This is a genomic window from Polaribacter sp. YIW18 (assembly GCF_057219325.1).
The window spans coordinates 126,760-143,755 of the sequence record NZ_JBXVVE010000005.1; the positions used below are offsets into that span (position 1 = coordinate 126,760).

Genomic DNA, 16,996 nt, shown 5'->3' on the forward strand with positions numbered 1-16,996 from the left:
TTTAGGAGTTGTTTTATCCCCAAACACCAGGACTTGGAGGTGCAGATGCAGCTTGTGCCTTTTTAGGACTTAGAATCATAAATGTGCCCATCGCTGTGAGTGCAGCATACTTTCCCATTTTCTTGATGGCCTCTTTTCTACTGATATCATTTGTAACATCAGGTGTGTTTTCTGTTTTTTTCATGTGAAGTGCTGAATTATTCTATGACTAATTTTTTTGTGAAAACAATGTTTTCTGCCTGTACTTTTAGGATGTAGACTCCTGTCTTCAAACCAAGCGTAGATAGTGTCTCTTTCTGTGAAGGGTTGTCGATCTTTCTTGAGAGTACTTTCATCCCTAATACATTATAAAGGGTAAAATTTGCTGGCTGTAAAAACTTCTGTAATCCCTCTACAGTGATATAGTTGTTATTTGTTCCTTTATAAATAGTTAAAAAAGAGGTACTACTCACGCTTTCTGTGGAAAGGGTTTTTGTAGTATAGTGAAGGTAAAACCTACCTACACCACTTAAGGTTGTTTGTGCTAAGAGTTTAAAATCTTTGTTGTTAAGAAGTGTAAAGGTTTTTTTTGTGGTGTCTTCTAAATATACCTTAATATTTTCAGGTATTGTGCTGTTTGCTATTTGTATTTTAAGATCAGCACCTGCTTCTTGATGTATAACAAGTGGAATTATAGCATTATTCATAGCTTCTGTAGACATTGCATTGATATCCATACTTACCCCATTGTCTTGCTCTAAAAGCCTAGAACTAAAACCTGAAAATTGATTGAAGGCACCAGCATCATACCCAGGGTCTAACCCTAAAGTCAATCCTTCTTTAAAATAAAATTTAGTATCGTCTACTTTAATAGCATCACTATACATGTCTAAAACCAATTCGTAACTCGTAGCGGATTTTGCGGCAACAAAATCATCGGCTCCAGTAACTGTTTGCATCGCTTTGGTAAAACTGATGGTTTGATTCTCTCCACTTCCTGCAGCGGCAACAAAAAAACCTTGACCTGGTGCTATGTGCGTGGCTTTACTTGTGTTGTTATAAATGGCATATCCTGTTCCATCTGCTTTCCAACCATAGATAGCCTCAAAATTATCGTCTATTGAGGCTGTATTAACCGTCAAAAAATTGTTTGTTCCATCAGCATTACTATTTCCATTAAGATACGACGCAAATGGATTGGCTATTAAATTCCAGCGTCTTCCTGCTCCTGAATTCTCTGCATCGCTGTTGGTTATGGTTACAATTTGGTCTCCATTGGCAATAGCACCTGTAAAAGAGAGGGTGCCTCCACTGGTGGTTGCCATTTGGTATCCTTGCCCTAACATTAAATTACCTACGGTGGCATTGGTTGCGTTAGCCCAAGTATCTGTGGTATTGTCATAAGCACCAACTGCATAAACACCACTTCCGTTATTTGCAATATTGGCATCTTGTATCAATGTACTAAATGCCATCCCTGATACTGGCGCACCTATTAAATCCCATTCACCAGAGCCTACTACATTAACATAGCGATTGTAGGTAATATCCCCAGATGCAGCACCACTTACCAATAACGATGAAAACTCATCGGAATCAGAGTGTAACGTTACTGTGCCTGCGGTGTTGGTAAAATCACCGCCAACAAAAACATAACTGTCTTTGGGTATTGTGATACTTCCACCACTTATTACCGTTAAATTTTGACCTACTGAGATGTAAGACATTAATAAGAAAATAACTAAATGTATCTTTTTCATAAATAGGAGTATTTTGAAAAATTGATTAAATTAAATCATAATAAATAATTCTGTAAGGTATGGTAAATTAACTTAGTTTGGCCTTTAAATTATTTTAAATAAATTTAAAGGTAAATAACTCAAGCAACCAGTCGTGAGTTATTATACACATCTTCTTTTCTATACAACACCCTACCACCTATTTTTAGAGGAACTAAGACACCTTCTCGTCTCCAATTGTTCAATGTTTGAACCGTTACATTTAACACCTTAGAAACTTCATTTCGGGTTAAATATTCGGTGTCCTCACCAGTAATAGACAACCTGTTTAATGGGTTTCCAATAGATCGTTGTCGGTTCAGTTCCAATTTTACACCATCTTTTATTATATCGACAAGTTCTTCTTTTGTTAAATTCAATATTTGTATTATTTCTTCTTTCATGATTTTTATTTTTTAGTTGTTTTTTAGAAATTCATTTGTTGTTTCGATATGTTTGTCCAGTATGGACCAACTCATTTTTTTAAATCTACTCTTGGTTGATTTCTTATAGATATCATCTCTTATTTCCTTTATAAGATTTTCATCATGTGGATCTGAGGGATCTAACTTTTCAACCGATAGACCAGGTTTAATACCTGTTTTTTCATGTAATACTTCAAACATCACATTCGTTAGTTCTAACTTATGTTGTTCCGTTGTAATGATACAATCATGGATTGTGAAAATTGGAGCTGCAGGACAGCGTCTATGAAATTCTGGAACCACACAATCCAATATCAGATAACTCTCCACACGCTGCAGAAGTAAGGAAAAGTTTCTCTTTCCAATTGTATCCATAATCTTGAGAATAAATTGATTTACAAAAGGATAAAACTTCTCTAATAACCGAACTCCTTCCACCAATTCTCGATGTTTTCTATTGTTTTGAAACAACACAAACATGATATCCTTTTTGATTGATTTACGTTGAGCATCCGTGGGAGGAACTCCATGTTCCAATTCAAATAAATGTGAATAGAAATCTTCTTGAAATGGTGCATCTCTAAATTTTTGGAATTCGTGATGATCTCTAATTATTATCTCATCTTTCCCCAAATACTCTCTTTGCTCAAAGTGCGCAAACATTAATGGAGAAAATAGATATGATATAACATCTTTTATAATTTTATCAGATAATAAAGAATTCATTATTTGATGAAATGATAACTCATTATTAGATTTAAAGAAATTATAGTTTAATATACTTGATAATAGATATACCTGACTACATTTAAGATCTATTTGAACTAATGATTGTTTTTCATAAATTAAATACTTTTTAAGTGTTTTGGTAAGATTCGTTAATGTGGAACTATATCTCCAATTGGCTGTAGATTTATTATGCCAATACTGATTGGTTTCAATATCAGTTATTGTCAATAACCAGATTCCAATTTTATTTTTTAGAACCAGTAACTGGTTGTCGTTTATTAATTCTTGACACAGGGTATCGTATATGTGTTTTACATGATTCTTGTACCCTTTTTTTATTTCTAAGTTATGGTTGAAGTAACTATCTAATAACTGGGTTTTAGAGGGTGCTGTTTTATGTTCTCTACTTATGGTTTTTAATACCTTATCTGTCTTTTGATATTGATCGTTTAACTTGATTTTATTACACCTCACACCTTTTAAATAATTGACATCTAACTCAATTACATTTTTATCTTTTAACAGGTCTAAAATCAATTTATAGTCTCTATTTAAGATCATATTGAGTTCTTTAGAACACAATCCGGTGTATCCATTTTTATCAAACTTTTTAATATTTTTATGTGTTGCCACAACTCTTGATATTAAATGATATATTTTCTCTTTAACATATTTCTGTCTTCGATTAGAGAGATTCAATTCTTCAATCAATTCAGGTACGTTTAAATTATTTGGCACTAAAACTTTCATTATTTTATGCTGCTACAGTTAATTCTTCTACTTCCTTGTACTCACTATTGATAATCTCTAAATCATTCTGATTGATCTCTTCAATTGTATTTTCAAGAACCTTACAACCTACTCTATGGTAGTGAGTTGAAAGTTCAGTACCCAAGTATTGTCTGTTGAGTAGTAATGAAATCCTACCAGTGGTATTAGCACCGCCAAAAGGATCGTAAACCAAATCAGTCTCGTCTGTTGTCATTAAAATCGGTATTACTGGAAGAAGTTCAGACATCAATGCAGGGTGACCTGTTGGGAAGGCATCGTATGCTGGTTTATTTTTACCTGTGGCACACTTAATCATATGATCCACATCTTGAGCTGCAATGTGGTTGTAGATCTTCTTATAGGGTTTTGAGAGTGATTTTGTTTTCTTAGATACATTCCCGTTTTTATCCACGTCTTTAGCACCAGTCGTAATCCTTACCTCTTTTTCCTGATCCGTATATTTTAGTAAGTTGTATTTCGATTTTGAAGGATCAACCACGAACCATAAAATATATTCAATCTGATTTATCGGTCTTTTTACTTTTTCTCCCTGTGGATGGGGATTTGGTTTGGACCATATGATACATTCCTTGTATTTTAATTTTGTATGTTTTAAGATCGCTGCTTTCACCAAACCCGGTATATCCATGGCACAACCATTATCATAGGTGTCTCCAATATTTACAAACACATTTGAAGTTTCATTAAGAACTCCTTCAACCTTCCCAAAAACCTCCCCAATGTTATCCGCAAACTCCTCAGGGGTGTTTTCATGACCCAATTCTGAGCTTAAATTATTTTTATCGTAACCACGCAACATGTAGTATGGAATAGATGTGAATAGTGTAGCAATCTTTCTTAAGAATGCAGAAACATCTGTAATATCAACACAATTCATTTTAAAAGTGGTTGCCTTGTCAGGAATTACAAAGGTGTCTGTGTAATTATTTTGAAGGTTTTCTTTTTCTTCAATAAATCTATTGACTTGTTTAATGGTAAGGTTTCCTTTTGTTAACTCTGCTGTGAATCCATGATTTTTGTTTAAATCAATCTCTTTTAATTTACTCAGATATTTTTCACAGTCAGATAAATTCCACCCTTTGGTAACAACTCCATTTAATAATAAATTGTTCTCAAAGTCATTCTCAATAATTTTATCAAACTGACGGATTGCTTTGGGAGATTTCCAACGATAATCAAGTTTTTCTCTAAGAATCGCGTAACGATCGTAAGACTTTCCATTGTTTCCTTGACCCTGACGTTTCTCAACCGATTTAAAAACCTGTAGAACCTCTTTAGTGAGATCTTTAGCGGTCTTTACTCTATACATATTAAAGGATAAACGAAGGTCGATAGATGGATCTTCATCTACAAATTGGACTTTTACTTCTTCCCGACCTAAAGCACTTAGTAACTTAAGTCTTCGGTAACCATCAATTAATTGAAAATCTCTTGAAATGATTAAAGGTAATAACTGTTCCTCTTCTAAAGAGGATTTTAATTGATTCTCGAATTCCTCTGATTGGATTTGGTAGAAGTTTTTAAATTCTTCAACTTTTACTATTTGATCGATTTTTACGACTTCGAATTGTCCCATTGAATTTTTCATGATATAAAATTTAAAATTATACCACAAAGAAATTGTGAATGGAATAGTTAATAGCAAAGTGCAGGACTGCACTTCATTAAAGTGAGTTAACCTGAGACTCTAAATTCAAGAAGGTCTTTAGGGATAATTAGATGATTATCTGCAACGTCTATATAATAAGATGTAACAACTGATGATTTATTACCCTCCCCTTCGATTTCTGTTGATGAAATAATTCGATACTTTTTAGAGATTTCTTCAGAGGGAATGTAGTTAATCATTCTTTTATTAATTTTTGTGTGTCTTTGTGGCATATCTGCCAGATAACTATCAATTTCTTCATCATATATCACACCAGATAATTTCTCATGCAATGATTTGAATTTTTGACGAGCATCATGATAGTTACGATATCCATTAAAATCTGTTAAACCTATTTTTTTACCATGATTAATTAGATAATATAGATAGGTTATTTTGGTCTTCTTTGCTCTGACATCAAAATGGAATTTATTACCTCCAATGTAGATGTCATATGTCTGTGGCTTAACCTCAATTGTAAGTTGCTCATCAGTATAATCAAAAATGTAGTTGTCATTATATTCTTCACTAATCTGATTAAGTATTGACTTTATTTGAACAATTACATGATTTTGGACAATGTATGTGGCATTGTTTAGACAATAGAAACAAATATGACCCGAACTTATTTTGAATTTTGTTTCCTTCAAATTTTCACAGAATGAATTTATACAAGGCTCCACTTCCATGTGGATAAAATCATTCAGTTTAATAGATTCCAAATCAACTTCACTTAGGTTTTGGAATAAATTTTCAATTATTTGATGAGCAAGACCTAAGTGCGGTCGATTCTCAGTCACCTTATCCCAACCACTTGACTTGATAATTATATTTTTGTCTTGATAGAAACTTATCCATTCCTTAATTGTCTTTAGTTTTTTATTTGGAGTATCAAGGGGTTTAGATGAGACAATGACAACAAATTCATCTGAATCTAATCTTTCTTCATTTCTTACTAAATCTGATAATGACTTTAAATTATCTAGAGTGATTTTATTTAGAGTATTATGAAAGTCGAAGTACTCGGTCTTATTAGAAAACTCAATTAAGTTGAACTTCAAAGGACCTATCTGACTTGTGAGAATTTCCATGGCTTTATCCATGCTCTCCCTATTTCTATGACTTAGATGTACAATATTAACTTTCAAATTAAATAAGAGATTTATTAACGGGTAAATTTAGCAAAACAATTTCTTTTTAGCAATTCTGTCTTTTCTCTCTGTATTACATATTTATATTAAAAGAGAATATGAAAAACAACAAGGATGTAATGCTCACCTTAAGGATAGATAAAAACCAATACCTCAGACTTCTTGAAACGTTGGTCAGAGATCGAAAATCAAAGTCAACGTTTATTCGAGAATCAATTCAGAAATCGATAGATGATGGGTTTCCAAAAAACTGTCGTAAAAATGATCTCGAAGAGTGGATTAACTCACTTTGAGGATAATAAGTTGAATTCTTAGATTAGGATATTGCCAATTAGATTTTTACTATTAGATCCAAAAGAATTGTAATCGGCATAAACTCGTTGGGGATTGATCCTTTTATCAAGTAACCCTCATTTTAATTTTGTTTCAAATAGACCTTTGTGAGAGTTTCTCCCATGGTGTTACAAAGGATTTCTTGTGGATGATGTGCCAATGAGAATTGTTCCAACTGGTCCTGGTAGAGTTTAGTCTTCGATTCTGAGGTAATCAGGTAATAATGGAAATACTCATGGATAACGGTATTGATTAGTTCTCTCCGTATTACATTATTATCTCTATAAATTGTTATTGTGTTGTTGTAGTAACAATACTCACCGGCCAAATGAGATTTACCCTCAACTAAAGTCAGTAGTGGTTTTTGTTTTCTAATTGGATATAGTTCTAAACACCAATTCAAAACATCATTTGCCAACTCATGTTGCCAGTCTTCACCCTCACCAATCAAAAATTTAATAATCTCACTTATCAAGGTTAATATAAACAACCCTCCAACAACTGTAAAATAAATAGTGAAAAAGGTATTCATTATATTAAGTAAATGTTGAGTTCCATAACCGGAATCTACAGCGAGAATTTTAATTTGCCTAAAATTGATTTGAAAAGTTATTTGCTTATACTTTTGTATTAAGTATAAGTTTATCAAAATTCTCTTATCCCTTTACCAGCAATAAGTTACAGTGATTATGACCTATTGAAAGACTCACCCACCTTATACTTTCATAAAAAAATGCCGCATTATCTAAGTTTTGCGCTTATGTTAGCCTTGTTAATTAATAAAAACTTAAAAATGTCACTACAAGGTCAACGAACAACAACCGGTGCGATTACATGGGATGATTTTAAATCACTAATTGCTAAATTGGAACGAGATGGGAACTACAAATACTGTCTATTGATTTCCATTGGTGTATTTACGGGTTTACGAATAGGAGACATACTTAAATTAAGGTACACCGACTTTTCAGGGGGAGATATTTTAATAATAGTGGAACAAAAGACAAAGAAGACACGAAGAATTAAATTAAATCAAGATTTACTCGAAATAATATCTCGTGTCAAACGAAAACAACTGATAGATGACGACAATCAGTTTATATTTTTAAACAAGTATGGAACCAAACCCATTGATAAATCATGGGTAAACGTTTCCCTAAAAAAAATATTTAGACAGTATAAAGTACATGTTGATGGGAATGTATCCACCCACATGTTTCGCAAAACACTTGGAAACAGAGTTCTTAAATTAAATAACTACTCCAACCAGTCTATTGTTCTGTTAATGGAACTCTTTGGTCATTCTTCAATGGGAATTACAAAAAGATATCTTGGTATCAGAGAAAAAGAGGTGATGGGTGTTTATGAGAGTTTGAGTCTGTGAAAAAAACTCACAAATTAAAGTGTAGTCTAAAAAAGTGATAGATTAAAATGGAAACCTGAAGTGAGTCTAACTTCAGATCAGGAGAATTCTTTACGGCAGTAGTAGGTGGACTTTAAGTCAAGATTAAAAATACCTTCCAACTCAATAAAGTGGCCCATGATCCGAACCATTAGGATTAGATAGTTTTCGGCATTGCCGATTAAAAATTCGAAAAGTCACTGGTTCGAGTACTCAGTTTTTTATCATGTTCCGGGTGGCCTCCTTTCCTTCCTTCCGGCCTGCCGTATCCCCTATTAAAAAAGGCTTCAAGGGGGTCAAAAAGTAGGGGTCAATGATTTATGACAATTCTGCCGAAAAAAATTTTGCCAAATTTTGCCAGAATTTTGACTTCTTTATACCTGCCGAAGTTTGTCAAGAATCCGAACCATCGCAAAGGTGTCCAACTTACAATACTCAAGGAGTTGTCTCCTTTTTTCTTCAACATCTCCTTCAAATGATCCGGTTACCATGGAAAGAAATGTATTAGATGCTGCACCTCCCTCTTTGATCTCAAGGTCGTTATAGGATAGTTCAGGAACTAACGCAGGGAGTTCAGACTTTATGGAATAACTCCCTCTCATTTCGGGGGTATAGTACCACTTCTGTTGAAACGGAATCATTAGGTCTTTTAGACGATTTACGATCCCTTTCAACTCATTAGAATACTCAGGGAATACATCGATTAGATCATTGAGTTTCCTTCTCTCAAAACTAATATTGTATACCAATATGTCTCCCAAAGTCCCACAATCATGAATCAGTTGTTCTATAAATCCAATTCTCGGGTCTTCAGTTGGATCTGCAATGTATTCTCTGTGTTCTAATTCAGATGTGGGAGTTTCTTGGGTATTTTCATAAGATTTCAAATTTAATGATTTTGAAAACACTCTCTTAATTTTTGTCTAAATTAGTACACTTTTTGCTGACGATTTACAATTAAATCCTTGTTAGAAAGCTCCTCACTTTAGATGAAAACTTCTTTATTCTCTGAAAAGATTCGTCTCATATCAATAGTTTGATAGAAAATAATATATATCATATCTTTTTGATCAGTGTTTTTAAAATCCCACAGACTTCTAAGTTCAGTCGTATTTGGCTCATAAAATAACATTTGATGAAACTTATGAATCAGACGATTCACACGTTTAGTTCTTGATAAACTTTTGAACAGTTTGTTGAATACCATCCGATATCCTAATCATATACACACCACTTGGCAATGCTTGTACATTGATATTATTTGTATTCTTTATAGAAATTATTTCATTGCCTAACATATTGAAAATAGCAATAGATATTGGAGTTTTATTCCCGGATATAAACAGTTTACCTTTTACTGGGTTTGGATAAACTTTTAACTTATAATTAGTATTCTCTGCAATTGATAGATTTGATTCGATAATTACAGTTCTGGTTACTTGAACAGCAGCATTGTTGTTAGCATCACTAACGTTATAAGTAACTGAATATGTTCCAATAGTCGAGGTATCAACATTATTTACAGTTACAATATCATCTGTAATATCTCCATCATAATTATCCGAAGCGGTAGCTCCTGCATCTGTGTAAGTACTTCCAACTTCTATCTCANAACATTATTTACAGTTACAATATCATCTGTAATATCTCCATCATAATTATCCGAAGCGGTAGCTCCTGCATCTGTGTAAGTACTTCCAACTTCTATCTCAACTGTAGCTTCTCCTACTAAAGTAATTACTGGGGAGGTGGTGTCTACCACATTCACAGTTCTGGTTACTTGAACAGCAGCATTGTTGTTAGCATCACTAACGTTATAAGTAACTGAATATGTTCCAATAGTCGAGGTATCAACATTATTTACAGTTACAATATCATCTGTAATATCTCCATCATAATTATCCGAAGCGGTAGCTCCTGCATCTGTGTAAGTACTTCCAACTTCTATCTCAACTGTAGCTTCTCCTACTAAAGTAATTGTTGGAACTTCATCAGAGACTAATCTATCACAATAAATTAATACAGAATTTAAGTCAAAAGTTACTTTTGGATCTATAGCATTCATTACCAAATAATATTTAATCCAACCATCTGATTCAATTACCTTTTTCACCCCAAAACCCAACAAACCTTCTTCAAACTCATTACCTGAGTTATCATTTAGGATGGATAAATTAAAGTTTCTATGTCCCCAATTAGATGAAACATCGTCATAATTCCAAGAATAAATAGCCTGTTCTATCGGAATATTACTTTCTGTGGGATTATTTGCCAGGTAGGCAAGGTTTTCCGAAAAACCATAGAATTCAATATTATTCTTTAGCGATAGGTCTGAATCAATTCTTTCCCAAGGAGTATTTGTATTTATTCCATTAAGCGTCAGTGGAAGATTATGGGACAACCCATTATTATTTTGTGCAAGCGCATCTGCGTATTGCTGAGCAATAGCTACTAACTCGGTACTTACCCCTTGAAATGTGGGAAGCCCTCTAGCCACACGTTCGGAGTTTAGCAGAAACAGAGCTTTTTCTTGGTAGCTAAGTAGAAACCACTTCTCTATTTTTTCGCTTTCTGAACACACCTCACCTTCGTTGGGACAAACCTTTAATTTTAAATTTGAAGGGAACTCAAACGATTTGTAAGCGGCATATACCGTTGGATCCAAATTCCTAGCCGCAGTAAAATTCTCTTCGATCTGAGCAAGTGTTACGCCAATCTTAGATCCTACCCAGGCTCGATTACTTAATCCAGAAGGAATAGGAAGAAAATTTTTACTGTTGTCATTCTTATAATTATCCAATGCCTCCTGATTGATCTGCTCCAATGGAGGGCCACAGCTGGAATCTGAGAAATCATTGACAATAGAGATTGAAATAATAGACACATTACTATCGACAGTTCCATCGTTTGTTTTGTAGGTTAGCAAATCTGAAGTAAAGTCTCCAGAGTCACTAGTATACGTTAACACACTTCCTGAAAGGACAGCTGTTCCATTGGTAGGACCACTAACTATAGAATAGGTTAAGTTGTCACCATCACCATCTGATCCTAGCAAGTCAATTGAGGAGGGCACCTGCTTTTTGACTGTTTTTGAAATAGCTGCTGTTAAAGGGGGGTCATTTACTGAAGAAATAGTAACGGATATGGTTGAAATATTACTATCCACTGACCCATTATAGGCCTTGAATGTAAAGGCATCTGGTCCGAAGTAATTTGCATTGGGGCTATACAAAGCCATGTTATCCGAAATGGAAACTGTTCCATGTTGAGGCTGGGTGACTGTAGAATATGTCAACGAATTTTGACTTTCACCTGTGACCGCTAGTTCCACACTGATTGGAGTATCTTCCTCTGTTGAAATAGAAAAAGAGTTGGTAGAAAAGGTGCTTTGAACTACGATTGTATAGTCTTCCGTTTCTCCACCATTATATCCTGTAGAGGAAACCGCACTTGGGGTATATGGATTAGGATGATAGTCACGTCGAATTCGCAACGTTTTTGATCCTAAACTAACATTACTTGGAATTTGAATAGTCCCGGTAACACTTTCTTTGCCGGTAAAACTTGAAATAAGTTCGGTGTTTTGAAATTCTCCATCGGCATTCCAATCCACCCAAATATCTGTTCTAGAAAAATCAAACTTGTAAATATGATTTATATAAAATGGGATTGAAGCCCCTCTGTTATGAGTAGTGGAAAGTTGTCGGTAGTCACTGTATCCGCTTTCACATAAAATAGAATAACTGTAGTTATTAATACTGCCTACTAGAACTTGATAAATTTCTTCGCCACTTAACGGCAAGGCATGGATAGGGAGCTGTACAGGGGAAAGTGATGCATCGTAACATTGATCAGGATCATCAACCACAATAGTGATAACTCCTAGATTAGATGAAGTATATCCATCACTAGCAGTGTAGGAAAGTGAAGTAATTCCACTGAAAGTAGAATTAGGAGTAAATGTTAACTCATCATTGGTTTGACTAACTGTCCCCTGACTAAAAGATGTGATGGTAAAAATTAAATTATCTGAATCTGCATCCGAACCAATCAAAGTAATAGTTATTGGCGTGTTTTTCTTGGTTGTAACAGAAAAACTCTGTACCACAGGTGGCGTATTTGAACTAATGGAAATACTTACCGTAGCAGGTTGAGATGTGGCTTTACCATCGCTTACTTGATAAGTAAATGAATCATTCCCCACAAAATTAGAATTTGGTGTATAGGTAGCTTGAGAATCGCTCAATGAAATTTGTCCATTTGATACATTCCCCACCGTATAGGTTAACGCATCCCCATCAGGGTCTGATCCGGAGAGGGTTATTTCAGTTGAGGTATTTACTTTTGTACCTATCGAAAGGTCCGATGCTACAGGTGGATCTTCAACAGGAGACACTTCAACAGTTACCGTAGCATAGGTGGAGTTCGTTTTTCCGTCATTAGCTCGGTATGTAAAATTATCTACTCCATTAAAATTGGCTTTGGGAGTATAGGTAACACTATTCCCTGTTACCACAGCCGCTCCATTAACAGGTTGAGTAATGGAATATGTCAATTGGTCACCATCAGCATCGGTTCCTACCAGCGTAATTTGAACAGGTGAGTCTTCGGAGGTAGTAGACGACAAATCGTTCACAGATGGGGCACTATTATTGATATTGGGGTCTGTGACAATAAAGGTGTAATCTTCGGTTTCACCCCCTTCATAATTTCCACCTGGTGAAACTGGTGTGGGGACATAGGGAGAATCAGCTGAGACCCTCCTAATTCGCATTACTTTAGGCCCTGTGCTAATGTTATCTGGAACAGTGAATCTGCCAGAAAGGATCTGTAAACCAGTAGACTGAGCCATTAATTCAGCATTTTGAAAAATACCATCTCCACTCCAATCGATCCAAATATGAGTTCTAGAGTTGGGAAAATTATAGTTACCAGTAACTACATAATCAACAGAAGCTCCCAAATCATGCGTGGTGGAGATATTTCTAAATTGACTGTATCCCAATACATCATCATTACAGGTTGGATCGGAAGAACTATTGTCGATTTGACCAATCTGAACCTTATTAATTCTATTTCCAAGGTAAGATCCAAAATGTTGTGGATAATCTACTGCAACAACTCCTTCACCAAAACATGGATCGTTGGAACCATAAGGAATTCTATGAGTCGCAATACTGGCGATAACAGAAGCTCTTTCACGAATTAATCTTGCATTGTCATTAAATCCTACAGTTCCTATTGCCCCGCCACTGAGTACAACCTGTGGATTTGAATAATACAAAATTTCATTGCCGCACATAATTGTTTTTTGTACTCCATTGTCGTAACCATTTGCATAGGGAAATCCTGAACTACCTCCACTGCAATGTGAAGACCCAAAGTTGTGTCCTACTTCATGTCTCAATACATTTTCGGATTCAATAGCGTTTAAGGACTTTCTTCCCTGTGTATCCCCCCAGCCTTCTGCAGTATTGTAACTTTTAGGGTTTAGCCTCTCTTGATACATGGCAATGTAATCAGCACCCGTTTCGATCATTTCTTTTTCAAACAGGGTGGATACATAGGCAAGCCCATCCGAATTTAAATTAATCCCAGTATTGTGGTCTTTAACTGCGGTTCCTACCAATCTCAAATAAACATTATCCACTAGGGAGTTAGATAAACTTTGATTTATCGTTTGGACCATCCTAGCAGCATGAGCTTGGTAGGTATCTCCATATCGCACCAAATAATTAACAGCATCGTTTGAATACCCAATAAAAATATCTATGACATATTTACCATTTGCATCCTTTTCCGAACACCCCACATCATTGGCCGTGTTCGCACATGTTTCGCTAGTTCTTAGTACAGGACTTTTTACTGATTTCTTTGCTAGTTGGGAATAATCTAGAGATGGTAGTTGGGCTAGATCAACGCCCTCTAAACCACATTTAAATTCATTAAAATCAGATTTATTGGGTTCCTCAATCCATAGCGATTTTGAAAATGGCTTCAATGGTCTAATCGTAAAAGTACCATCATGATCAGAAAACTTGATGGTTGTGTCTCCTGTTTTACCATCAATGGTCATCACAGCATTTCTGTAATTAGCTTGATTAGTTACCCTTTTATCGAAAACAACTCCATTGATAGTTATTATTCCATTAATATCAATAATTTTATCTTTATCCCAAGTAATAATTTTATCACCATAAGATGTTGGAATAATAGTTTTTGAGGAGTTTATTTCTTTGTTTAAATCAATTAATTCAATAGTTGTTTTATTAATTAACTGATTGTGATTTGATGAAAAGTCTTCTTTTTTCTGAGAAAGAATATTACTAAAAAAAAGTAACATAAATATTATAAAAATATTTTTCATGAATATTTTTTTAAAAATAAGTTATAATTATTCTAGAGTATTGTATGTCTTCAAACTAAAGTGGTCTTTTGTTAAGAGAGTGTTTAGTTAACAATGCTAAGATAAATTTTTTTTTTGATTTGTTGTTAATTTTAATTTTTGACTAAATCAGATCACTTTTTGCTGAAGATTTATGTTTATGGTTTGATTTTTTAACTCTAAAATGAATTGTAGATTTTACAATTGGATTTTTCAAAGGTGTTAGAGAAGTTAACTAAAGTCACTGGGAACTTAAGAGATCTACACAATATGACTTACTTTAAAAATTAACATCTTAACCATGCACATTTGTTTGCAAATTGCAAACAAATGTGATAAAAAGAACAAATATTGGACAATATTGACAAAAATCTAATGATGCATAAACATGGAGTTGTCTTAAGTATGAGGTGGATATTTATCTTTTATCATAGAGAAAAAGAAAATAAAAAACACATAACGTATTGTTTGTTAGTTATTTACACTTAATATGATTCACAAAAAAACCACCCTTAAATAGAGTGGTTTATAAAGTGGTCCCACGAGGGCTCGAACCTCGGACCACCTGATTATGAGTCAGGTGCTCTAACCAACTGAGCTATGGGACCAAAATTATTGGGTGCAAATGTACTATTTATTTTAAAATCTTACAATAAAAAATAAAAAACTTAAACGGTTCTTTTCATTAACCACAAACCAAAACTTTTTAAGCGCTCTTTATCAGCATCTTTTATATCCATTTTAGTTAAAGTTTCAAAAGCTTTTTCTGTATACCTCTCTATTTCTTGCTTAATAAGGCTAGGAATATCATTCCGTTCAAAAATTCTTCTAACATCTGCAATCTTAATAGTATTTTCTTTTAATTTTTTCCTGTACAAGTATTTTAGTTTCCCGCCATCGTTTTCATTTGCTACTTCTAAAGCCTTTAAATATAGGTATGTTTTTTTGTTCTCTATAATATCTCCTCCCACTTGTTTTCCAAAGGTTTTTGGATCTCCAAAGGTGTCTAAAAAATCGTCTTGTAATTGAAATGCCAACCCTAGATTTAAACCAAAATCGTAAATTAAATCAGCATTTTCTTCGGATGTTTTTGCAACTATTGCACCCATTTTTAGGGCTGCTGCTACTAAAACAGAAGTTTTTAAGCAAATCATATTAACATACTGGGCTATGGTTACGTCTGTTCTTGTTTCAAAATCTACATCTAGCTGTTGTCCATCACAAACCTCTAAAGCAGTTTTGCTAAATAATTTTGCTAATTTTTGAAAAACATCTGCATCGTAATTTTCAAAATATTGATAGGCCAAAATCAACATCGCATCCCCAGAAAGAATTCCTGTATTAATATTCCATTTTTCGTGTACTGTTTTTTGCCCTCTTCTTAAAGGTGCAGCATCCATAATATCATCATGAACCAAGGTAAAATTATGAAAAACTTCAACAGCCAAAGCTGCTGGCAAAGCTTTTTTAAAATCACCAGAAAAAATATCTGCAGCCATTAAAGTAAGTACAGGTCTTATTCTTTTACCTCCTAATTGTAAAATATAATCTATTGGCTCGTAAAGATTTTTAGGTTCTCTCACCCATTTTTTAGATTCTAAGTAGCTTAGAAATTCTTTTTGATAATGTAAAATGTCCAAATTGTATTTTTTTGTAAAAATAATGTAAAGAATTTTCAATAAATAATTCAAATGTTAAAAAATATTTAAAACTTTGGAAACTTTTTTTGTTTCTAAAGTTTCCTTTTGTAAATTTGCATCTTTACTTATGAGAGAAAAAATATTAGACATATCTAAAGACTTGTTTTTAAACCTAGGGTTTAAGAGTGTTACTATGGATGAAATTGCAAGTAATTTGGGAGTTTCTAAAAAAACCATCTATAAGTACTTTAAAAACAAAACTGATTTAGTTGCAGGTGTTACAGACTATATGTTTACTGCTATTTGTTGTGGTATTGATGATGTTTGTGGGCAAAAACTAAATCCAATTGAAGAAATTTTTTCTATTAAAAGGATGGTAATGAAACATCTTAAAGACGAAAAATCATCTCCACAATATCAGCTGCAAAAATATTACCCTAAAATTTATGCCTCTTTAAAGCAAAAACAATTTCATGTTATGCAAAAGACAATTAAAGAGAATCTTTTAAGAGGTATAGGATTAGAACTTTTTAGAGAAAGTATTAATGTAGAGTTTATTTCTAGAATTTATTTTTATGGAATGATTGCCATTAAAGATCAAGAGATTTTTCCGTTAACCAACTTTTCTATGAATGAGCTTATGAACAACTATTTAGAATATCATATTAGTGGCATTGCTACAGAAAAAGGATTACAAGAACTACAAAATCAATTAACACAGAAACAATAACCAA

13 protein-coding genes and 1 tRNA gene are annotated in these 16,996 nt (G+C 33.8%); 2 read left to right on the forward strand and 12 right to left on the reverse strand.

Going from position 1 to position 16,996, the window contains the following annotated elements; translation table 11 throughout:
* Positions 1–13: 13 nt before the first annotated feature.
* From AC2D6T_RS07020 to AC2D6T_RS07050, 7 genes are all read right to left on the reverse strand, one after another.
* Entirely contained in the window at positions 14–184 is a 171-nt protein-coding gene (locus AC2D6T_RS07020) for a hypothetical protein (protein ID WP_484680986.1), read from the reverse strand.
* Positions 185–197: 13 nt separating this feature from the next.
* Positions 198–1,739, reverse strand: coding sequence for a T9SS type A sorting domain-containing protein (locus AC2D6T_RS07025; protein ID WP_484680987.1), 1,542 nt, complete (start codon positions 1,737–1,739; stop codon positions 198–200).
* Positions 1,740–1,858: 119 nt separating this feature from the next.
* Positions 1,859–2,161, reverse strand: coding sequence for a helix-turn-helix domain-containing protein (locus tag AC2D6T_RS07030; RefSeq protein WP_484680988.1), 303 nt, complete (start codon positions 2,159–2,161; stop codon positions 1,859–1,861).
* 12 nt (positions 2,162–2,173) lie between these two features.
* On the reverse strand, positions 2,174–3,661 hold the full coding sequence (locus AC2D6T_RS07035; RefSeq protein WP_484680989.1) for a hypothetical protein: 1,488 nt from the start codon (positions 3,659–3,661) through the stop codon (positions 2,174–2,176).
* Positions 3,662–3,665: 4 nt separating this feature from the next.
* On the reverse strand, positions 3,666–5,291 hold the full coding sequence (locus AC2D6T_RS07040) for a DNA modification methylase (RefSeq protein ID WP_484680990.1): 1,626 nt from the start codon (positions 5,289–5,291) through the stop codon (positions 3,666–3,668).
* An 86-nt stretch (positions 5,292–5,377) separates the two neighbouring features.
* Complete coding sequence (locus AC2D6T_RS07045; protein WP_484680991.1) at positions 5,378–6,454, reverse strand: hypothetical protein; 1,077 nt, start codon at positions 6,452–6,454, stop codon at positions 5,378–5,380.
* 463 nt (positions 6,455–6,917) lie between these two features.
* Positions 6,918–7,367: a hypothetical protein gene (locus AC2D6T_RS07050; protein ID WP_484680992.1), complete on the reverse strand. Its 450-nt coding sequence runs from the start codon at positions 7,365–7,367 to the stop codon at positions 6,918–6,920.
* A 201-nt stretch (positions 7,368–7,568) separates the two neighbouring features.
* On the opposite strand from AC2D6T_RS07050, the gene AC2D6T_RS07055 reads away from it, so the two are divergent.
* Complete coding sequence (locus tag AC2D6T_RS07055) at positions 7,569–8,219, forward strand: tyrosine-type recombinase/integrase (protein WP_484680993.1); 651 nt, start codon at positions 7,569–7,571, stop codon at positions 8,217–8,219.
* Positions 8,220–8,611: 392 nt separating this feature from the next.
* Here AC2D6T_RS07055 and AC2D6T_RS07060 read toward each other — a convergent pair whose 3' ends face one another.
* The 5 genes from AC2D6T_RS07060 to AC2D6T_RS07080 all read right to left on the reverse strand — a co-directional run bounded on the left by AC2D6T_RS07060 (position 8,612) and on the right by AC2D6T_RS07080 (position 16,262).
* Positions 8,612–9,124: a DUF2779 domain-containing protein gene (locus AC2D6T_RS07060; RefSeq protein ID WP_484680994.1), complete on the reverse strand. Its 513-nt coding sequence runs from the start codon at positions 9,122–9,124 to the stop codon at positions 8,612–8,614.
* 279 nt (positions 9,125–9,403) lie between these two features.
* A complete protein-coding gene (locus AC2D6T_RS07065) occupies positions 9,404–9,844 on the reverse strand; it encodes an immunoglobulin-like domain-containing protein (protein WP_484681062.1) in 441 nt (146 codons plus the stop codon).
* Positions 9,841–14,604: an Ig-like domain-containing protein gene (locus tag AC2D6T_RS07070; RefSeq protein WP_484680995.1), complete on the reverse strand. Its 4,764-nt coding sequence runs from the start codon at positions 14,602–14,604 to the stop codon at positions 9,841–9,843. Before AC2D6T_RS07070 ends, AC2D6T_RS07065 begins: the two co-directional genes overlap by 4 nt.
* A gap of 552 nt (positions 14,605–15,156) precedes the next feature.
* Positions 15,157–15,230 (reverse strand) — tRNA-Ile (locus AC2D6T_RS07075).
* 60 nt (positions 15,231–15,290) lie between these two features.
* A complete protein-coding gene (locus AC2D6T_RS07080) occupies positions 15,291–16,262 on the reverse strand; it encodes a polyprenyl synthetase family protein (protein ID WP_484680996.1) in 972 nt (323 codons plus the stop codon).
* 127 nt (positions 16,263–16,389) lie between these two features.
* On the opposite strand from AC2D6T_RS07080, the gene AC2D6T_RS07085 reads away from it, so the two are divergent.
* Positions 16,390–16,992 (forward strand): TetR/AcrR family transcriptional regulator, encoded by a 603-nt coding sequence (locus AC2D6T_RS07085; RefSeq protein WP_298949567.1) that lies wholly within the window; start codon positions 16,390–16,392, stop codon positions 16,990–16,992.
* The last annotated feature ends 4 nt before the right edge of the window (positions 16,993–16,996 follow it).